The organism is Chryseobacterium sp. 14P4.3.2, assembly GCF_057799275.1.
Genome location: NZ_JBYOKO010000014.1, coordinates 62893 through 85330 on the forward strand (window position 1 = coordinate 62893; position 22438 = coordinate 85330).

The window sequence follows — 22438 nt, forward strand, 5'->3', positions numbered from 1 at the left end:
ATGGTGCATGAAGAACTGTGCTGAAACCAATACCATCCACGAATGTTGAACAGAAATTTATTACAAAATACAAACGCATGAAAAAGACCAGACCAGACTTCGAGTCCCCATATTGGGCAGTGCCTAAAAAGCAATCAAGATTACAGCTGATGGAAACGTTCTTTCAGTTCAATGAGCTGGATGTTTCCAAGGAAAGGCTTAGCAGCATTATAAATTATGCAGTAAAGCGGAATAGCCGGATCCATGAAGATCCTGCGGTGATCTTTCAGTTTCACCAGTCGATGCGGTCATTGATTTGGGCAGGATATCTCATTATGCTCAAGGAAAGGAAATGGACAGTTAATACCCGACCGGAAAAGATTTCCCCGTTGGTTCTTGGTTTGCTTTCGGAGAAGGAATACCGGAATCCTCTGCTGGTTTTCAAAAAGGCATTCAGGGAGTACAGCATCAGGGAATTTGATTATTTTCTGTCCGGAATCGTCTATTTCTCAATGGGCGTCTATGACAACCTACCGGAAAGGAATATCGTTATGCCTTATATTCATACGGTTAAAATGCTGGATGCCGCGCACCTTATTCTTCAAAGAAAGGGAGAAAAGAAGATGGGCAATACAAATTGAGAGATTAAGCTGAGTTAAATGGGGATATGGCAGAGGAAAAAAATATCAAATGGGGTGACTTTTGAATTGATCAAACTTAAACCATAGAAAAAATCCCAGTTTTCTGGGATTTTTTCTATATTTAGAAGTGTATTAGTATACAAGTTTACTAATGTTTAGAAAAATGGCTTTTGTTTGTATTTTACACGCTAAAGCATACCTGTAAATATGATAAAAGATAGACAATGCCAATAAACCCAATACCTCCGGACGGAGGCATGTTATATAAAGAAACAGATATGGCGCAGTTTTTCCCTGAGCCGTTAAATGCAATAACGGCTCTGTTATTTTTAGCCATAGCCATTTTTTGGACCCTTAAAATAAAGGGGAATTTTAAGGAATATCCTTTTTTAACCTACTGCTTACTTTTATTATATATTGGTGCCATAGGGGGAACCGTTTACCATTCATTCAGACAATGGCCGGTATTTATCATGATGGACTGGCTGCCCATTATGCTGCTGTGTCTGTCTGCCGGATTTTATTTTTTAGCGCAGAGCATCAGATGGTACTATGCGGTGGTAATGGTTCTCGTGTATCTGATACTCATGTTTGCTTTGAGAAACTGGATTTCGATAGATAACGCTTCTCTTTTTATCAACGTAAATTATGCAATCATGGCTTCATTTGTGCTTTTTTCGGTACTAAGTTATCTGATTTATACCCAATGGAAAGCTGGCAAATGGGTAGGTTTTGCTTTATTGTCGTTTGCGCTCGCATTGACTTTCCGCATTGTTGACAAATGGGAATGGCTGAGGTTCGGAACACACTTTTTATGGCATACATTTGGCGCGGCAGCCACATTTTGTATGTTTAATTATATCTATCTTACACGGAATACAATTAAAAAAACATAACAACCTGTTTGCATTGTATAGGTTTTCAATTTGCGGCATCTGCGAGAATAATAGAAATCCTTGATTTTTTAAGACTTTAGTGGGTTCATAAAAAAGTTTAAACCAATTTTTTTGTGAAATTCACAGTCTGATTCTTTTAAGGTTGAAAGAAAAACGATTTACTTATATTTGTCTCGCAAAGCAAATTTAAATGTTCAAAAAAGTAAGCACTGTATTTATCCTTGGATTGTATACGGTTTTTTGTTCGGCCCAGCAGGTTCGGCCTTCCAAATCATCTGAAATCTACCGTGAGCTCAAAACCCTTAAACAACTGCCTAAAGTTTTATACCTTGCGGCTCATCCCGATGATGAAAATACAGGATTACTCTCCTGGTTAATCAACGACCAAAATGTAGAAACGGGGTATTTGTCTTTAACCAGAGGTGATGGTGGTCAGAATTTATTAGGTACAGAGCAGGGGGCTGCATTGGGTTTAATCAGAACCCATGAGCTTTTAGAGGCAAGAAAGTTAGACGGTGCCCAACAGTTTTTTACCCGGGCGATTGATTTCGGGTTCTCTAAAAATACAACCGATACCTTTAAGCAATGGGATGCAGACAGTATTACTGCGGATGTCGTTTGGGTCATCCGAAAATTCCGTCCTGATGTGATCATTTGTCGTTTTCCTCCTACTGCTGCGGCAGGCCACGGACAACATGCGGCTTCGGCTGTGGTGGCGGAAAAAGCCTTTAAGCTGGCAGGCGATAAAACAGCTTTCCCGGATCAACTGAAATACGTTAATGTATGGCAGCCAAAACGCGTATTGTGGAATACTTTCAGATTTGGTGGAGTTAATACGACCGCTGAAGATCAACTGAAAGTTACCGTTGGGCAATATGATGCGCAATTGGGAATGGGCTATGGTGAACTGGCAGGATTAAGCAGAAGTCTGCATAAAAGCCAGGGGGCAGGAACCCAGTCTGTAGCCGGGATCAAAACTGAATATTTTAGCCATGTTCTTGGCGAGACCGCAAAAGCAAACCTTTTTGATGGGATAACTAAAACCTGGACTTCACAAGGAAGTGCTGATATTGACCAGTCATTAGATAAAATTATTTCCGCTTTCAATTTCAATAATCCTGACCTCAGTTTACCTGCCTTGCTCGCTTTGCGAAAAAAGGTCATGGCTCTAAAAGATGCGGACCTGAAAAAAGATAAAATCAAGTCTCTCGACAATATTATTTTAAGCTGTGCCGGCTTTATGGGCGAGGTAGTGACCAATCAGGCTGAAGCGGTCGCCGGGGATCATTACAATTTCAGATTAAACCTGATTTCAAGAGCTGCCAATCCTGTGGTTTTAGACAATGTACAATGGTTAAGCCAGTCAGAAAGCTTCAATAGAAAACTATCAAAAGATTCTTTAATTACCATTCAGCATGACATTCAGATTCCTGCAGATGCAGCACTCACAGAACCTTACTGGTTGGCAAAATCTCCCAAAGATGCAGCCACTTTCTCTGTTCCCAATGATACTTTAATCGGCTTGCCAGAGGCAGAATCACCACTCAATGTCTTACTTGGTTTAAAAATCGGTTCTGAAAGTTTTCAGGTTAAACTTCCATTATCTTTCAAGAAATTAGACCCGGTGCGTGGTGATGTAGTCGAAGCCCTGCGTATTGTCCCTGCACTGGAACTGAAATTTACACAAGCCCTTTATTTGGTTAAAGAAAATGAAGATTTACATCTGAGTTTAAATGTTAAGGCTAATTCTAACAAACCGTACAATAACGGTATTCTAAACCTGATGTATAACGGAGAACGATTAGGCAGTGCCAATATAAGCTCGCTCAATGGAAAAGATACGACCATAGATTACGTTATTCCAAAAACTAAGCTTGCTGCAATACCTTCATCCCGCTTGCAGCTGGATGCCAATTTTGTGGCAGATGGAGTCACTTATAATAAAAAGCAAGTATTAATTCAGTACCCGCATTTACCCTCCTTACAATATTTCTCGCCTGCAACGGTAACTGTAATGAAAGGCGATATTCAGGCGAAGATAAAAAAAGTGGGGTATATAGAAGGCGCGGGCGATTTCATTCCTGAGTTCCTGCGCATTGCCGGTATTCAGGTAGATGTTTTGAAAGACGAAGATTTTTATGGCAAATTAGATGAAAACGGTGGAAATGCCAGTCAAAACAAGCTGTCGCAGTATGATGCCATCGTATTGGGTGTTCGTGCCAACAATACAGAGAAAAAGCTCGGCCGCTGGATGCCTTTTTTATGGTCTTATGTGAAATCCGGAGGTAATCTGGTGATGCAGTATAACACCAATCAGGATACCACCGTTGACCAATTGGGAATGTACAATTTCAGTATTGCCAATAAGCGGGTTACTGAAGAAAATGCTGCAGTCAAATTTTTAAATCCAAATCATAAATTACTGAACTTTCCGAACAAAATTACTATGGATGATTTTAAAGGCTGGGTACAGGAGCGTGGCGCCTATTTCCCCGCTCAATGGGATGCGGCGTATGAACCGCTTTTTGAAATGCACGATACAGGTGAAGAGCCTTTGCAGGGATCTACTTTATATGCCCGATACGGGAAGGGTAATTTTATTTATACCCCGTTGGCATTTTTCAGACAGCTGCCTGCGGGAAATGTTGGGGCGGCACGTTTATTTTTTAACTTTTTATCTGCACAGAAAAACTGATGAACAATAAACTTAAAAATTGGAATATCTGGTACATACTATTAGCCATTGCATTAGTATTGCAGATCGCATTTTATTATGGGTTTACTAAATTCTGGGCATGAGTAATATAGATTGGACAGTTCTCATTGTTACACTGGTTGCAGTGGTGGTGTACGGCGTATTGATCGGCCGGGGCCAAAAAAGCAACGAATCCTACCTGAAAGCAGATAATAAAATGCCCTGGTACATTGTTCTGATAGGAATTATGGCCACCCAGGCCAGTGCCATTACATTTCTTTCGGCACCGGGTCAGGCTTATACGGACGGCATGCGTTTCGTTCAGTATTACTTTGGTCTGCCTTTGGCGATGATTGTGATCTGTATCACTTTCATCCCGATTTTTCAGCGCTTAAATGTGTACACCGCCTATGAATATCTGGAAAACCGTTTTGATAAAAAAACGAGGGTGCTCACATCACTGCTTTTTCTTTTTTCCAGAGGCCTGTCAACAGGAATCAGTATCTACGCTCCGAGTATCATCTTGTCAAGTGTTTTAAACTGGAATATTTATTTAACCAATGTTTTAACGGGTGGTATTTTATTGATTTATACCTACGTTGGCGGTGCAAAAGCGATCGCTCACACCCAAAAATTACAGTTTCTTATTATTCTGGGAACCATGGCTTTTGCGGGGTATCTGCTTATTGAGAATATGCCGAATGGCATAGGTTTTAAGGATGCGCTTTATCTGGCAGGGAAATCGGGAAAGCTTAATGTAATCACCACAGAATTCGATTGGAAAGACAAATATAATATCTGGAGTGGGCTGATTGGTGGTTTTTTTCTGGCACTTTCTTACTTCGGTACCGACCAGAGTCAGGTCGGGAGGTATATTACTGCCAAAGATAATACCAATGCAAAAATGGGCTTGCTGTTGAACGGATTGGTTAAGATTCCGATGCAGTTTGCGATTCTCCTGATTGGTGCTTTGCTTTTCGCATTCTTTTCTCTAAAACCGGCTCCAATTTATTTTAACGAACGCTCTTATCAACATTTAAAGGAAACACAACCTGAACAGGCCGCGGTTTTTGAAAAAGAACATCAGGATTTGCAGATAAAATTTAATGCAGAATCGAAAGAAATCCTAAAGCTGAAAGAAACTCATTCTCCCCAACTTAAAAAAACAATTCAGGATTTTAAAAACACGCAAACTCAGGTAAAAGCTCTGCACGGCAGGGTAGAGGAAGCTATCAATCATTCAAACTATAATGCAGAGAAAACAGATACCAATTATATTTTCCTGTATTTCGTGAAAAATACGTTGCCTGTAGGAATGATCGGTTTACTGTTTGCCGTCATTTTTCTGGCCAGCTGGGGTTCCATTTCCGCAGCGCTGAATTCCCTTGCCGCCTGTTCACTAAAAGATGTTCATTTGATATTTAGAAAAGATATTCCTGATGATGCAACCGAATTGAGGTATAGCCGCCTGCATACGTTAGCCTGGGGAATTTTCTCAATCGGCGTAGCCATGTTTGCCACTCAAATGGGTTCCCTTATTGAAGCGGTGAATGTATTGGGTTCTCTTTTCTATGGTCCGATATTGGGGATTTTTCTTGTTGCATTTTACTATAAAAAAGTCGACGGCGCGAATGTATTTATTGCGGCAATTTTATCAGAAATTACGGTTATTGCCGTTTATCAGTTTGATATCGTTTCTTTCCTTTGGCTTAATGTAATCGGGGCAGCAGCAGTTATTATATTTTCGACAATCATATTACTGTTTTATAAGCAGAAAGCAGTAAATTCGTAACAAATAATAACAAAAACAAACAAATAAAAATAGTATGAAAACTATCATTAAATCTGCTGCTGTACTTGTTGCGACAATGACACTCTCCCTGAATGCCTTTGCACAGGATACTAAAAAACCTGCCAGCCCTCCGGCTACTGCAACGGGAAAAATTAAAGATGCCACCATTACCATCGCCTATAGCAGCCCTTCTGTAAAAGGTCGTACCATCTGGGGTGATTTAGTACCTTATGATAAAGTTTGGCGTGCCGGTGCCAATGAAGCCACTACTTTCGAAACGGATAAAGACATTACCGTTCAGGGTAAAAAACTTCCTGCAGGTAAATACAGCTTTTTCTTAATCCCTAAAAAAACCGGAACCTGGACTGCAATTTTTAACAAAGAGCCCAAACAATGGGGTGCCTATAAATACGAGGAAGCTAAAGATGCTTTACGTGTTGATGTAAAAACAAAGGCTTTACCGGCAACACAGGAAACTTTAGTGTATAAAATAAACAATAATGGATTCACAATGGATTGGGATAAAATCTCAGTGCCTGTAGAGATCAAATAAATCTGAATCTCAGAAAATTAAAATCCCGGTTAATCCGGGATTTTTTTTGTTTTAATTTCTGTTGTGCAGAGTTGCGAGGCGGTCGTTGATCACTTCAGGATATCTCATGATCCTGAAGAAAAGGAAATGGACTGTTGATAGCCAGTCGGGAAAATTTTCTCCGCGGATGCTTGGCAGCCTGTCCCTTTAATAGATGTAAATTCCAGTCAAATTCACCACCCACGCTGTGAATTATAATTTACCATAAACGGATCGTAAATAATTTGATATTTAATTATTTACGTTTGTGGAAAAGAGGAGGCTAATAAATAATGGTCTCCTTAAGTGACCAGACAGGATTATCTTCAGACACTTTTATAGATGATTTGCTTTGTTTAACTCAGATTAAAGGTAAATTATAGGTTTCTAAATCTAAATAATGTACACCGAAAATCCATCCAACGCATCCATGCTTGGAACAAAAAATAATGTTCCTGTAAGGTTTATAATTTGGCGAAAAAGATCTTTCATTTTTAATAATTTTTTTTACGTCTACAATGATTTTTTATAATTTTGTATTGCCCAAATCAGTAGTGCATTTTTTTCTTTTGGGATGCCCAGTTTTTCGATAATTCGGGTACGGTGTCCTTCTACGGTTTTTTCGGACAGGAAAAGAAGTTCTGCAATTTGCTTACTGGTTTTTTGAGCTGCTATTAATTCTATTATTTTTCTTTCAGAAAGAGTTAATAGGTTGAGTTTACTAAGGTCATCTGTATGTTCTATCGTGTAATTTTGAAGTAAGGCTCCGGAATAATATTTCTTTCCTAAAGCAATTTCTTTCATACATTTTTCTAAATCAGGACACGCTTTTTCTTTTAAAATATAGCCATCTACTTCAAATTCTTTGGCTTTGTTCAGAACGCCGATTTCATTGTGCATGGTGAGGATGACAACTTTAGTACGCCATTTATTTTCCATTACTTTTTTGGCCACCTCCAAGCCATCCAACCCTGGCATGTTTAAATCTAAAACAGCTACATCCGGCAAATAAACCTGAATGTAATTAAGTGCTGCCGTTCCGTTGGAGCAGGCACTCACTACGCTATACCCCAAATTAGTAAGGTAAGAAACAGTTCCATTCAGCGTTAAAGGATGATCGTCTGCAACTAGAATTTTCATTGTATTATTTTTTTATTTGTACCACTATTTTTGTGCCTTTATCGGTTGATGTGATATAGGCTTGTCCACCAATTGCTTTGCTTCTTTCTAGTATATTGTGTAAACCAAAAGCATCCTTTTTTTCCAGAGTTTCCTTTACATTAAACCCTTTTCCATTATCAATGATTTCTAAAATAACAGCGTCTTTGTTTTCAGTTAAAATGACTTTTGCCGCGATAGCATCTGCGTATTTTATAATATTTGAAACCGCTTCCTGTACAATTCTATAGATTTGCAATTCTTTTTCAGTCGTGAGACCATCCTGATAATTGATGTCGGAGGAGACCATAAAAAGATGAGTATTCTGGATGCGTTCTATGAATTGATCTAAACTGGCTTCGAGTCCTATTTTTTCAAAAAGAACAGGATGCAAATTTCTGCTGATTGCTCTGATATCATTAATAATGCTGTCTACTTTTTCGTTTAGTTGAAGTTGGCTTACCTCAAACGAATGCTTAAGTGACAATAATTCATGGCTCACACTATCATGCAGATCAGATGCAATTCTTTTGCGCTCTTCCTCGGTTTTATCCAGAAGATTTTTGGTAAATAGCAATGATCGTTCTTTTTCTAAAGACAGTTTCTTTTGTTTTTGTTTTAAATAATAAATAATGATGGCTAATAACAATGCAATAAAAACGAGTATTAAAGCCACAATAACAGCATTTTTATTGATAATGGTTTCTTGTTGCAGTTTAATTTCCTGCTCTTTTTCTTTAGTTTCATATTTTGCGGCGAGTTCTAAGTTGATCAGCTTGCTTTTTGCGCTCGATAGGCTGTCCTTTGTACGGTAAACTTCATTATTATAAAAAAGAACCTTGTCCAGATCTCTGCTTTGAATTGCTTTTTCTAATAAAACACTGTAGAATAAGTTGGCTCTTTCGTAGTTTTTATGCTCAAGCAAATTGGGTAATGAATTTTCTATATATTTTGTGTTACACGTTTTTACATCTCTGGTAATTTGATATAAAGCTAATGTGGCCTGGTAATCCTTTTGCCAATTTTGAGAAGTATTTTTTTCTGCAATAGGTTTTATTCTGTTTAAAACTATGTTGGCCTCGCTTAATTTCTTTTCTTCAATTAAAGCTTCTATTTCGTAATCGGAAATACAAAGCAGAAGGACATCATTATTATATTGGCTGGCTATATATTCTTTGTAAGTTTCGTGGATGTATTTATTTTTCAGCTGATGCTTATTAAAGAAACCATACACAGAACATTTGTTATACTTGCCCATAAAATAATCATAGGTGTTCCCGATTTCTTTAGAGATCTTTATCACTTCATCCGCACTTGCGACTGCCTTTTCATAAGAACCATTTGCTTTGTAAATATTGACGTAATTCGACTCTACAGAAGCAATACTTTCCCGATCTCTGATTCTTATGGAGTAGGTCCTTGATTTTTCATTCGCTTCTATGCTGTTTTTTAAATCCCCTAAAACAAAATAAGTATATGATAAATCATAATAGGCACGGGATATTTTGTAACAACTTTTATAATCATTTGGCTCTAAAGCTGTAATTTTTAAAAAGTAATCCTTAGCATTGTTTAGGTGGTCTCTGTCAAATTCTAAATTGCCATAATAACTATCAATGTATATTGTTTTTATGGGTGGTAATTTGCTCCTATACTTTTCATCAAATTCTTTTACAACTTTGGTAAGACGAGGGTCAAAATCATAAAAATAAACAAATTTTGTAGTCACTAAATCCAGAATTTTGGAAGCGTCCGAATAATCATTTTCAACCATTTTACTTTGATAGTAGTCCAGAAAAACTTTCAGGTAACGTTCTTTATCTGCGTTATAGTTTTCATTTTTTCTTAACCAAACTTTTGTAGGCTCTTCTTGTGGCGGAGTTACTTTTTCAAAATAAAAATTTTCCTTTTTTTCTCTACATGACAATGTGAAAAAAGTAATGAATAAGAATATGATTTTCTTAATCGCAGGCATACCTATATTTTTTTACAAATGTATCAATTTCTAATGTTGAAAATTATACAATCTTTAATTCAGGGGTTTACCCTTGTATGAATCTCCAGGAGAATGATACAATTTTGTGATGTAATTAATAAAAATTATTATTATGAAAAGTAAAATACTTTTAATGCCTTTCAAACTAAATTTTCAAAAAATTTGGATTGCCTGTTTTTTAATGATTTTCCAATTTGGATTTTCTCAGCAGGGAACGGCGCTGGATTTTGATGGCGTAAACGATTATGTAAACTGTGGAAACATTTTGCCTGTAAGTTATACCAAAGAAGCTTGGATTTATGTGAAAAGTTTAAACACCCAAAACAATATTATCTCTGGTGGTGATTCAGATGGGTTGCATGCTTTCTGGATACCCAATAATTCCGGTAAACTTTCTGCAGGGCATAACGGTGATTGGTTTGCTGTAGAAGACAGTGTGCCATTGTCTATTAATACGTGGTATCACGTTGCAGTAACTTATGATGCTGCTGCGGCTACACTGAAATTATACAAAGATGGACAACTGGTATCTACCAATACTGATGTTGACCCGGTTGAGGGGGGAAATATGGTTAGATTAGGCGCTTTTAATGATGCTGTAAATAGTTTTACAGGAACTATGGACGAAGTCAGAATATGGAATAGAGCTTTGTCTCCAGGAGAAATAACAAACCATATGAACTGTGAACTGCCGGGTCCGGAAACAGGATTAATGGCGTATTATAAATTTAATCAGGGCATCGCTAATGCGAATAATGCTTCCGTAACAACTTTGCAAGACAGCAGCGGAAATAATTATAATGGAGCTCTTAATGGCTTTGCTTTAAACGGAAACTCATCTAACTGGGTTGGAAATAGTGTTATAAATACCGGAATTACTTGTACTACTTATTTAAATGTATCCACAGTAGAAAAAACGAGTTTTAAATTCTTTCCTAATCCTGCTACAAACAAGTTGTTCCTGACATCCGGGCAACCTATTTTAAATGTTGAAGTGATTAACTTTCTAGGGCAAACTGTTATAACACAAAAAATAAACAGCTTTGCAGCAGAAATTAACTTGTCATCTCTTACTCCAGCCTCCTATTGGATTAGAGTAAAAACCGGAGAAGGTGTGGAGACCATAAAAATCATTAAAAAATAAAGACGGTAAAAATTCACTTTTTTTGCAGGGAATTTAGAATATAAAGGTCACTTCAATTATTCTATTTCCTGGCAATTCGATCTACTATTGTACGGGTATGACTTTCTTTTGGGGCATACTCACATCTTCTTTTAATATAAGCATTAAATGATTGGTCTTATTCAATTCGATTGAGCCACATTAAACAAGAATTGCAAAGCTCATTTTTAGCAGATAATTTTCTTAGATGCTAAATTTTTTGCACTATAGTTTAGGTATTTGAAACAATCGGAGTTGGTATATTGGGCCTATTTTAAACTGAAACTTTAAGCTGTTCTAAAAAATAGGAAGGAGTGAAACCCGTTTCTTTTTTAAAGGCAGTTACAAAAACCTGTGGAGTGGTGTAGCCGCATTCTTCAGCAAGATAATTGATTTTATACTCACGATAGATAGGGTTCTCGTACAGTTTTTTAGTGATATAGCCGATCCGAAGTCCGTTAATATAGGTGGTGAAATTTTTATCCCTATAGGTTTTTATAATTTCTGAAAGATATTTGGTATTGGTGTTAAAGTGATTGGCCATCCAGGTCAGGCTGATGTCTTTTCTGAGGTATTTTTCAGAGAGTTCAAATTTTTCAAGTCTGGCAAGCAGTACTTTGGTTGTTTCATCGGTAATGCTGACCAAGGTTTTGGCTTCTGTATGGTCCTCGGTTTTTAAAGATTTTACCTGAAGTTCTTTCTGTTCAATGCTTATTTTAGCGATCAGTTCCTCATATTTTTTGTGAACCATTTTATTTTTTCTTTTCCAGTAAAGCCAGATGAACAAAGCTAAAAGAATAATAAAACATCCGGCAATTAAAAGTAAAATTCTGACGTTAGAGATATACTCTTTATCTTTTTTTGCCTCAGTTGCTGTTACAAGTCGGTCAAATTGTTTACCGACTTCTTTTTTAGCGGCATTGTTCAGACTATCCTTCAGTTTTGCATACAAAAGAGTATACTTGGCCTGCTCCGATGGATTTTTTGATTCTTCATTGGAATCAGCAAGCAGCATATAGGCAAATAGTCTGTAATTCGGATTATTCTTATATTTTTCCCGCCTTAAAACCTCATTGCCGAGCTCAATCGACTTTTTATAATCATGTTTCTCCAAATAAAACCTGCCAGTACCGCATAAAATAGGCATATCCATTTTTTCAAAAATATCAGGCTGCGTTGTTTTATAGTTATAGATTTTTAAGTAATAAGGTTCTGCCAAATCCAGACGTTGAGGTTTAGCAACCCCCAAGTAAAAATTACCAATATTGAGATTATTAAGTGCAATTTTTTCATATTTTTTGGATTTTAGTTTTGCATCTTTCTCATTTATGTGTTGAAGCTCGACAAGTTCTTTTTTTAAATAATAAATAAGTGAATCAGGCTTTTTATAATCATAAAAAACTGAAAATCTATTATAAAAATTGGCTGTTAATAAATGTCTTTCATTTGTATCTTCTATTCTTTTTGCATATTTTAAGCCATCCTTTATATTTTGAAACTCTTCTTTTTCTATACCCATGTCTTTATTTACGAATGATTTATAGATATAAAGAGATGCAATTATCAGGTTATTATTTAAATCCAGTTCTTCAGTATTTTTAATCAGCTCCAGTATCTTTTTGGAGTCAGAACGATGATAATAAATATAAATCAGCATGATATTTCCTCTTCCGATTCCATCTTTATAATTAGCTTTTTTTGCGAGCTCTATAATCTTCTCAATCTCACTTATTTCTTTGTCTGTAGTGGTGTCGTCTACTGCATTGTATAGGTTATTGATTTGTTGCTTTGTAGGCAGGCTGTTCTGAGCCGGAATAAGAACGGGAAAGAAAAATAAAATGAAAATCAAACAGTAGAATTTTGCCATGTCGGTTATTATTTAAACAAATTTAAAAAAGAAATTCCTTTAAAAATTACAAATACCAACATGGGAAGCTTGAATTTTCTTCTAAAAACGAATGATGATTTATGTATTGAATTGATTTTTAATATTAATTATTTGTAAAACAGGCTTTGATAGCTACTGTGTTTTCCGAATTTCTTCTTAGTTGATCTTGCATAATATCCAGCACCGGTTTAATATTGCCGGAAAACCTGCTGATAAGAAATGTTTCGAATAGATTCTGAAAATACAGTGATGTACATGGTCTTCTCTCTTTGCGAAGAGAGGAGATCTATCTTCTAAAAAATAATGAATAGTAAAACAAACCATAATATAATTAAAAAATTCAAGAGTATGAAAACACACAATGTACATGGAAAAGTAGTATTAATTGCCGGAGGAGCCAAAAACCTCGGTGGTTTACTAAGTCGTAATCTGGCCGGAAAAGGAGCCAAACTGGTCATTCATTACAACAGTGAAAGTACAAAGTCTGATGCTGAAAAAACAATGGCAGATGTACAGGCTTTAGGAGCAGAAGCGATTCTGGTGCAGGCAGATCTTACAAAAGTAGAAAAGATCACGGAACTTTTTGATGCCGGTATTGAAAAGTTCGGAGGAATTGATATTGCAATTAATACGGTAGGGAAAGTCCTGAAAAAGCCTTTTTCGGAGACTACCGAAGCAGAATATGACAGTATGAGCGAAATTAACTCCAAAGTGGCGTATTTCTTCATTCAGGAAGCAGGTAAAAAGCTAAATAACAATGGGAAAATATGTACTATTGTTACCTCGCTGCTGGCAGCCTATACAGGTTTATACTCTACATATGCAGGAATGAAAGCTCCCGTGGAACATTTTACCAGAGCCGCTTCTAAAGAATTTGGTGAACGGGGTATTTCTGTAACAGCAGTTGCTCCGGGACCTATGGATACTCCTTTTTTCTATGGTCAGGAAAGTGAGGATGCCGTAGCTTATCATAAATCTGCATCTGCCCTTGGCGGTCTTACGGATATTAAAGATATTGCTCCGCTGATAGAATTCCTGGTTTCAGACGGCTGGTGGATCACCGGGCAGACCATCTTTGCCAATGGAGGGTATACTACAAGATAGCTTGTGATTTTTCAGACTAGAATACATATTATTTTTTAAATGTATCGCCTTTTCGGAATCATAATTTTATGAGTGGTTTGAACATAAAATAACGAGACAGATCAGGTAATTGGAGTACAACTTTTAAGGTGTACTCCGATTTTTAACAATAGAATAGTTCGGAATTGCTGCCGGAGATGTGCTTTCGGTTTCAATATCCTCCGTCCTCAATGAATTTCAGGATTCAAATGATAATTTTAGTCATTATATTTTGCGGTATTATGATATAAATTCTTCTTTTATGGTTTTTAAATTAATTTCATACATGAAAAGATCTTTATATGGATGCTTTTTTAATTTGCTGATTGTCATTGGTGTTTATTTGTAAAATAAAGAATAATATACAAAATTTTTCCGAATTCTTAGGGTCTTACCCTTGTAGAGCTTTTCATGTAATGATAATATTGCATCAAATGCTGATGACTTAATCATCGCAAAATTTTTAATGGAAAATTTCCCGCACCTCAAAAACAAATCAAAAACATAATGAAAAAAACACTACAAATTCTAATTGTGTTTGCAGCCTGTACCAGTAACGCACAGGTAGCAATAGGAAAAACAAATGTTACCAATACTTCGGTATCTGTTGAATTTTCCAATACGGAAAACAGAGGGTTTATTCTACCTTATACTGAGAACAAAACCGGGATGTCTGTAGAGGGAACTTTAATTTATGACACCACAGATCATAAAGTAAAATACCTGAAAAATGTCGGCCAATGGGTCAATCTAAGTGAAGATGATGGTACCTCTGCTACGATCGGAACAGCAGATATTAGCATTCAGGGAACAGACAAAACGGAAAAGGCCACGGCAAAAACAAGCATCGGAACTCTTACTTCTACAGAAGGGATTCTTGTTCTGGAAGATGCAAATAAGGCGATGATCCTTCCAAAAGTAGCCAGTCCGCATCTTGCCATTATCAATCCGGCACCAGGAATGATGGTCTATGATACCGTTAAAAAGCATCTTGCAGTATACAATGGTACAGCCTGGACTTTCTGGAAGCCGTAATCAATCCTCAGCCTAAAAAACTTTTAACCACCATTACATAATGGAAATCCCATTTTTCTAGCTTCTGTTCTTTCTAAATATAATCGGAATGACAAGGCAGGCATCCATGCAAGCCTATTCTGATTTTTCAAAATCTTTATAAAGAAACACAAACACATAGTGTTGAAAACCTATTAAAAATTTATTAACAATGAAAACAAAGACTATCTTTTTAGTCCTATTGCTCTTTCTGGGTAATATGATACTTTACGCACAATGCAGCGTAAACGCAGGAGGAAATGCCACGATATGCGGCACATCCTACACCCTGCAGGGAAGTTCATCGGGCAGTACGGGCGGTACACCGTCCTGGACACTCGTGTCCAAGCCTTCCGGCGCACCCGACCCGGTGATTGGTAACGTAAATTCCCTGACCCCTAATGTTACCGGAATGACATCACCGGGAAATTATGTATTTCAGGTGGCACAAAGTTGTAGTCCTTCCGGAACGGCTACTTCTCAGGTGACCATTACTGCGCCGGGAGACGTGTCTGCCTTTACAGCAGGACCGGATATTACCAATGTGAATGCAACCACGGGAGCCGTTACCCTGAATGGGGTTGTACCCAACGGATATACCGCATCGTGGAGTGCCTATAATATTTACAGATGGGAGCGCAGCAGTATAAAAACGAACCAAAATTCTCAGTTTAGCTCTACAACATCGGCAACAACCACTTTTAGTCTTATCAATAAAGCCAATCATGATATTGACCCGGCTTATGTGGTAACACTCAGAATTACCTCTATCAATAATCCAAACTGTTGGTATGAGGATACGGCTATTGTACGTTTTATTCCAAATCCGCAACTGCTGCCTACCGTGTCAACTTCCAGATGTATTTCCAGTGGTGCAAGTCATTATGTTGCACTCCAGAGTACATCCCCTAAGTTTTCTCATGCCTATGCTCCCACGCCGGGGTCTTCAGGAAATTTTGGCACAACGATTACCATGAATGTTACCAGCCAGCCGGCAGGAGGAAATATTGCCTATTCGGATATTCATGATGATAATATATATATTACCGGTGTTAATGTAGTAGGGACCTACAAATTTACTTTAACTATTACGAATACCAGTGGGACTTTCACGACACCGGAATTAACTTATACCTTTACCGGATTACAGTCTAATACTGTAAATTTCCTGACCTCTTCAAGACCGGAACAAATGATGATTTATAATAGTGGGAACTCCGGAGGAGAAGTTAAGTGTGGTTATGCTGGACAGTCTACACCCATCACATTTTATTATACCATTGATCCGGCCGATAATCCCGCTACAATCAATACAAGTGTCACTTTATCAGGTATTACTCCACCGGGAGGGGCCCCTGCTATAGTGAACGGAGGGGCTGGTACAGCGACAAGAACTGCTACTGTAACACCTCCTGCAGGAGGGTGGCGTGTAGGAACTTACAGGTTTACGATCACCAGAAGCAATGCAGGTGCCTGCTCATCTACACAAACCTATTATATCCATATTTCGGACGGCGCCCGTCCTAACGTAACAGTACCTACCACTACGGTATGTTACCCAGGTTCAGGTATTGTAACAGCAACCATTCCATTGCCTGCAGTGTACAAAGGTATTGTAAACACCAGTTATTTTCAGGATTTTGATGGACGTTACAGGTTAACATTAGTCTCGAAACCTGCAGGTGCAGCTGATCCTGTATTCGAACCTTATACTAGTATATTATTTACCAATACATCCACTACGATTTCCAATCTTAATATGCAGGGTGAATATGTATTTAAAATAAAAGCAGATACCTATAACCCAAGTGTGGGTATGTTTTTAGATAAAGAATATGCCTGCTCAGGAACATCTTTAGAAGGAACATTCTCTGTATTCGTATCCGCTCAGGTGGGTGCCAATGCAGGATCTGCCCAGACTTTGATAGGAACTACCCAAACTGCGTTCAATGCCAATAATCCGGGAGTAGCTGCGGGTGCATGGACGTTAATATCAAAGCCAGCCGGTGCGGCTGATCCGGTGATTGCGACGCCGTCAGCATACAATACCAATGTTACCGGGCTTACTTCCTCCGGCAGCTATATTTTCCGATGGACGGTTACTACAGGTAGTTGCAGCAGTACAAGTGATCTAACCGTTTCCGTTACTGCTCCGGGACCGGGAGGTGTAAGTGGAGCAGATTTCTGGGTAAAATCAGACGATGCCGGAACTATTGGTACTGCCTGGAAGGACAATTCTGTCAATGCAGATAACATTCCGAATGTTGGAGGAATAACGCTTTCTCCTGCAGATAGAGCGCACAATTTCAACCCATATACTACAGGATATTCTGCTTCAAAATTCTTTTATAATACAAATAGTCAGCTCAACTCGACTAATAATTATTTGGATCCGTCAATGAGAAGTTCGGTATCTGTTTTCTCGGCAGTAAGACCCACTTCTGCGAATGGAACAGGTCGTATTACGGGAATTGACGACGATACGAACGCATCTGAACCAGGCATTTCCATTAATTCAGGAATGCCTCATATATACAAATATTTTGGAAATGGTGGAGCTCAGGCAAATAGTAACACGATGAGTGCTGCTAACGCTTTCACGACAAATAAAAGTTCAGTATTCTCTGCCATTCAAGATCAGGCACTTAATTCGGGAAGAGGAGAAAGACGACTTGGGCTGGACGGAATCTATGAAACCTTTAATTTGGGTAGTACAACAAATACCTTTAATGTACTTGGAAAACACCTGAGAATAGGTTATGCCGGTTGGGATTCTCCGGGTGCTTTTCCTGGTGACATCATGGAAGTCATGTGGTACAAAAGAGCACTTACAGCTAACGAACAATCAAGAGTAAATTCTTACCTTGCTGTAAAGAATGGTACAACCTTAAGTGAAGATTATCTTTCTACAACCAGTGCTGTAGTTTGGGATATTACTAATAATACCGGTTATAACAATAATATCTTCGGTATTGCAAAAGATAATCTTACGGTATTACATCAAAAGCAGTCAGGAAGTGTAAATGACGGACAAAACCTTGTCATTTCCACAATAGGATTTGCGGACACTAATGCTGCCAATGGTACAGGAATAGACAACGATTTGCAATACCTGATGACAGGAGATAATGGTCTTAAGCAAAACTTAATGATTCCATTAGGTTATACGTCAGGTTCTAATGGTACAACCAATTATCGTTTTGAATCGATCTGGAAAGTACAAAATACAAATACGGTGGGAACTGTAACCGTAGCATGGCCAAAAGGGGTGAAAAACCTTTATTTGGTGCAATCTTCTGATGCCGTTTTTGATGTAACGGATACCTTTACACCAATGACTGCAGAAGTTACTGTAAATGGTGTGGTATATAATACCGCTAATGTTACATTGGGTAATGGAGAGTTCTTCACCTTTGCAGGTTTCGGAAATGCACCGGGAGGAGTGGTTAATAATCTTACTTATTGGTACAGAGCAGATAAAAATGCTGCCAATACAGGAGATGGTACAGATATTACAGCATGGACAGATTTGTTCTCAGGAACCACTTCTGCACAGTTGGGTACTAATGCATTACCAAAATATAAAGTAGGTGCATCCAATTATTTCAACTTTAATCCGGGGGTTAATTTTACAGCAAATACCCAAACTATAGGAAATACTTCTGTAAGAACCCTTAACAATAACAGCTATGATATTTTTATTCTGACAAAAGAAGGGCTGTCCAATCCTGGTAGTAATGCAAGGATTTTCAGTTCCCTGCTTGATAATTCCAAATTAACAGGGGGAATCAATTATTGGGATGGTTTTGGAGACAATTATGATGATAGATCAGAAAGAATGAATGCAGGTCAAACTTACAGATACCTGGCGAATCCGGGAGGGGCAAGGTCGACAACAATTCCAAGTATTGTGTACCATAATCTTTTCAATACAACAACAGGTAAGGGGATTAATGGAAATATAGTTTCCATGAGTGGAGTGCATACGGCCATCGGATTCTTAAACGGAGGTCACGCTTTCGGTTCTACCCAATATACAATAGGTGGGGCAGCTAATGGCAGTGATAACGGAGGTTTCGTAGGGAATTTAGGAGAAACCATTGTTTATGGTAATGGGAATCTTACAACAACTGAAAGAAGAAAAGTAGAGTCTTATCTAGCCATTAAATACGGTATTACGATGGGGCGTGTGAATACAGACCATTATCTGGATGCTGACGGCAATATGGTATGGAACGGAGGAACCAACACGGCTTACAACAATAATGTATTTGGTGTAGCAAGGGAAGACATCGGGCTTTTTGAGCAGAAAGTTTCTAAATCTGTGAATGCCGGTACTATACTTACCGTGGCAACCATTAATGATTTTGTAAATCCGAACAATACTTCTTCACGAACCAGCTTGGCCAATGATAAAACGTATTTCTTATTAGGAGATAACAATCTTACGTCAACTACGCTAAGCAGCATTACAGTAAATGGCTATACAGGTGGTTCACGTATATCAAGAATATGGCTGGCACAGCGTACTAATACCAGCGGTACCATGTACTTCGGGGCAGACCTTTCCTCTTATGGAGGAGGTTTTGGAAGTGGAGATCAGGTAAAAATGATCATCGCAGATGACGCAGCGTTTACAACCAATGTAGTGTCTGTTGCTGGGACTTATGATGTTGTCACCGGAAAATGGGTACACAGCTATAACTTTGACTCTGGAAATACAAACAGGTATATTACCTATGCAGCAGTAAATGAGGTATCCTGTACAACAGGTTGTAATGACAATACCTACCTTAATGCCACAGATCCTAATACCATAGAGTATGATAACATCATCGCAGATGAAACGACGACCATAGTAAAACAAAAAGACGGTTCGTATTATATCTGGGGACCAAACACATCGCCAAATGTATCTACTGCAAATACTAATGTTGTATTAAACCTTCTGACACCAACCAAAATTGATCCGGGTACAACACTTCCAACTGCAGGATCTACAGGAGCCGGATTCAACTATACTGGGACACCGTTAAAAGCTGCACTAGCTAATGTGATGCTTTTATTGACGACCGATGGACTTTATGTTTGGGGAAATAGCAGTATGGGCACCGGTACTGGTACTTACAAAACCCCAAATAACTTTACACTGGGTAAACAGACTGTTAATAATAAAGCAGACGGGTTGCCTCCTGGAGTGAGTCCTACCAACGTAAAAATGATGATTGGTAATCAAGAAACAATAGCTTTAGTAACCTGTAGCGGGGCGGCTTGGATTTACAACCCAGGTACAGTGGGTTCTGTTTATGGAGACAACATGGCAGTTAATACCGCTAATGGTTTAATATGGCATCGTGTCATGACTTCTGCTACCCAAACGCTGGACAACGTTGTTGCAGTGCGTGGTATCAGGAGTACCAAGTTCGCTTTAACCTCTGATGGCAGACTTTATACCTGGGGTCTTAATACTTTTCATAATGATAATACTGCCGGGGTAACATCCAATTACGCAACAGAAATCAGTGTTCCCACAGGAGTAACTCCAAAAATGATAGGGATGACCGAGGGAAATACTGAAGGACAGAGTTCTTACTATTTTCTGGCAACCAATGGCAAGCTCTATGCTATGGGTAATAATACACAACGACAGTTGGGGCTTGGTGATAACGCCATGAGACTGAATTGGACAGAAGTGACCGCTACCTCAGGCAGTAATACTTTAGGTGGTAACATCGCCTGGATTTCACCGGCTGATAATGTGAATAATCTTCCCTCTATCAATGTACTGACCACCGATGGAAAACAATGGGGATGGGGACGCAGTTCACAAGGTCATTTAGGTGTGGTGGATCAGTTGGGTATTAACCCGACCTATATGCCTGGTAACGGTACTGGTGCAAATGAGCTTAATCCAAATGATAAGGTGATCGCTATAAAAGATGGAGGCCAGCACGCCATCAACTTTAAAATGAACTCAACAAAATTTGGTTTCATAGGTCTCAATTCGTATGGATCTAAGGGAGACGGTACTTCTGTTGCTGGGACTCAGGATCTTAAATATACTTATATAGCTATTCTTGATCTATGTGCAAAAACAAGTGCATCTCTTTGCTACAAGCCGGGTATTATGACCGGTGCTGTATTAGACACAAAGGTAGGGATAACTGCACTTGGCAGAGCCGGAGCAGGCTCTGATAACTGGCCGATGGTACGTAAAGGGGGCTGGATTGCCTTGGAAGCGAAAACCAAAGGCTTCGTACCTAACAGGGTAGCATTTGATGCATCAGGAAATCCGGCAGGTATTCCGGCTGTCAATTTCGTGGAGGGAATGATGGTATATGATACCACAAACAAGTGTATGAAAATGTATACTGTGAAAGAGGGAGATGCCTTTATGGCATGGCACTGTATATCCACACAGACCTGTCCGGACTAAATTGACAAAACCAAGAGGCTTTTCATAGAAGGCTTTATACATCACAACAGCCTTGTTGGGGTTTCTTCGCAAGGCTGTTTTTAATTAATTAAAAAAATGATTACAAATTTCAAAAATATTCATATTGGCAAACTGATCCATTTTAGAGTTTCGGAAAATAAAATAGATCTGCAACGTATATGTCGCTTTTTGGACTGTACAGAAAATGAAGTGAATGCAATGTATTTGCAGGAAGACCTTCCTACCAACATTCTGATGCGGTGGAGTAAACTTCTTGAATATGATTTCTTCAGGATTTATTCCCAGCATCTGATATTGTATGCACCTCCTTCGGCAGTAACTCATGGAACAGAGGGATCAAAATTGCCGAAATTCAGAAAAAGCATTTATACACAGGAGATTATCGCATTTATACTCGAACTCATGAAAGCGGGAGAGAAAACCAGACGGCAGATCGTAGATGAATATGGGATACCCAACAGTACCTTAAATAGATGGATAAGTAAATACAGTACGGTATAAAATCAGAAGATACCGTATTGAAAACAATAAATTGAACTAACATGCACTAAAGATGGAAAAATACAGTCAGCCAAACTATCATCGAATCTATTCTGATATTATTATTCGGAGCTTTCCTCATAAGAAGGAGGAATGTGAAAAACTATTAAGAAAAAAATACCTGTCGGTAATTGATATTTTAGAACTCAATAAAAAAATTTTCGGCGCAAAGGCTAAAGAGACCAGTAAACAAAACCAAAAACACCGTTCATACAACAAATCTGATATTATACAGATCCTGGATTATCAGAAAACACATAAGATGAATAATTCCCAGGTAGCCAAACACTTTGGATTAAGCAAAAATTCAATGACCAAATGGAGGAAAATATTTTTGTAATGTGTAAATAGCCAGTATCTTTAGGTGGTTGTGAAGACTTTCCTGATATCTTGCATTTGGATACTCAACAATTGTGACACCTGTTGATAAACATCCATCATAATATTAATGAAACACGGAGAAAGTATTTAAGACCTATTTGAAAATG

14 protein-coding genes are annotated in these 22438 nt (G+C 38.2%); 11 read left to right on the forward strand and 3 right to left on the reverse strand.

Features of this window, described 5'->3' with window-relative positions:
- Nucleotides 1–77: 77 nt before the first annotated feature.
- From AC27VX_RS18210 to AC27VX_RS18230, 5 genes are all read left to right on the forward strand, one after another.
- A complete protein-coding gene (locus AC27VX_RS18210; RefSeq protein WP_488697116.1) occupies nt 78–620 on the forward strand; it encodes a hypothetical protein in 543 nt (180 codons plus the stop codon).
- 224 nt (nt 621–844) lie between these two features.
- The gene (locus tag AC27VX_RS18215; RefSeq protein WP_488697118.1) at nt 845–1516 is read left to right on the forward strand and encodes a hypothetical protein; all 672 of its coding nucleotides are present in this window, start codon (nt 845–847) and stop codon (nt 1514–1516) included.
- Between the two features lie 190 nt (nt 1517–1706).
- The gene (locus tag AC27VX_RS18220) at nt 1707–4211 is read left to right on the forward strand and encodes a PIG-L family deacetylase (protein ID WP_488697120.1); all 2505 of its coding nucleotides are present in this window, start codon (nt 1707–1709) and stop codon (nt 4209–4211) included.
- 100 nt (nt 4212–4311) lie between these two features.
- Nucleotides 4312–6003, forward strand: a complete 1692-nt coding sequence (locus AC27VX_RS18225; RefSeq protein WP_488697122.1) for a sodium:solute symporter family protein — start codon at nt 4312–4314, stop codon at nt 6001–6003.
- A gap of 34 nt (nt 6004–6037) precedes the next feature.
- Nucleotides 6038–6556 carry a DUF2911 domain-containing protein gene (locus tag AC27VX_RS18230; RefSeq protein ID WP_488697124.1) on the forward strand — a complete coding sequence of 173 codons (519 nt, stop codon included), beginning with the start codon at nt 6038–6040 and terminating at the stop codon, nt 6554–6556.
- Between the two features lie 531 nt (nt 6557–7087).
- Here AC27VX_RS18230 and AC27VX_RS18235 read toward each other — a convergent pair.
- Both AC27VX_RS18235 and AC27VX_RS18240 read right to left on the reverse strand, forming a co-directional pair.
- On the reverse strand, nt 7088–7714 hold the full coding sequence (locus AC27VX_RS18235; RefSeq protein ID WP_488697126.1) for a response regulator: 627 nt from the start codon (nt 7712–7714) through the stop codon (nt 7088–7090).
- A gap of 4 nt (nt 7715–7718) precedes the next feature.
- Nucleotides 7719–9707, reverse strand: coding sequence for a tetratricopeptide repeat-containing sensor histidine kinase (locus AC27VX_RS18240; protein ID WP_488697128.1), 1989 nt, complete (start codon nt 9705–9707; stop codon nt 7719–7721).
- Nucleotides 9708–9840: 133 nt separating this feature from the next.
- On the opposite strand from AC27VX_RS18240, the gene AC27VX_RS18245 reads away from it, so the two are divergent.
- Entirely contained in the window at nt 9841–10872 is a 1032-nt protein-coding gene (locus tag AC27VX_RS18245) for a LamG-like jellyroll fold domain-containing protein (protein WP_488697130.1), read from the forward strand.
- Between the two features lie 292 nt (nt 10873–11164).
- Here AC27VX_RS18245 and AC27VX_RS18250 read toward each other — a convergent pair whose 3' ends face one another.
- Nucleotides 11165–12757, reverse strand: coding sequence for a helix-turn-helix domain-containing protein (locus tag AC27VX_RS18250; RefSeq protein ID WP_488697132.1), 1593 nt, complete (start codon nt 12755–12757; stop codon nt 11165–11167).
- 369 nt (nt 12758–13126) lie between these two features.
- On the opposite strand from AC27VX_RS18250, the gene AC27VX_RS18255 reads away from it, so the two are divergent.
- The 5 genes from AC27VX_RS18255 (at nt 13127) to AC27VX_RS18275 (ending at nt 22290) form a co-directional block, all read left to right on the forward strand.
- Nucleotides 13127–13882 carry an SDR family oxidoreductase gene (locus AC27VX_RS18255; RefSeq protein WP_488697134.1) on the forward strand — a complete coding sequence of 252 codons (756 nt, stop codon included), beginning with the start codon at nt 13127–13129 and terminating at the stop codon, nt 13880–13882.
- A gap of 525 nt (nt 13883–14407) precedes the next feature.
- Nucleotides 14408–14935 (forward strand): hypothetical protein, encoded by a 528-nt coding sequence (locus tag AC27VX_RS18260; protein WP_488697136.1) that lies wholly within the window; start codon nt 14408–14410, stop codon nt 14933–14935.
- A 190-nt stretch (nt 14936–15125) separates the two neighbouring features.
- Nucleotides 15126–21389: a DUF8202 domain-containing protein gene (locus AC27VX_RS18265; RefSeq protein WP_488697138.1), complete on the forward strand. Its 6264-nt coding sequence runs from the start codon at nt 15126–15128 to the stop codon at nt 21387–21389.
- Nucleotides 21390–21485: 96 nt separating this feature from the next.
- The gene (locus tag AC27VX_RS18270; RefSeq protein WP_488697140.1) at nt 21486–21911 is read left to right on the forward strand and encodes a transposase; all 426 of its coding nucleotides are present in this window, start codon (nt 21486–21488) and stop codon (nt 21909–21911) included.
- A 52-nt stretch (nt 21912–21963) separates the two neighbouring features.
- A complete protein-coding gene (locus AC27VX_RS18275) occupies nt 21964–22290 on the forward strand; it encodes a helix-turn-helix domain-containing protein (protein ID WP_300687935.1) in 327 nt (108 codons plus the stop codon).
- Nucleotides 22291–22438: the final 148 nt, after the last annotated feature.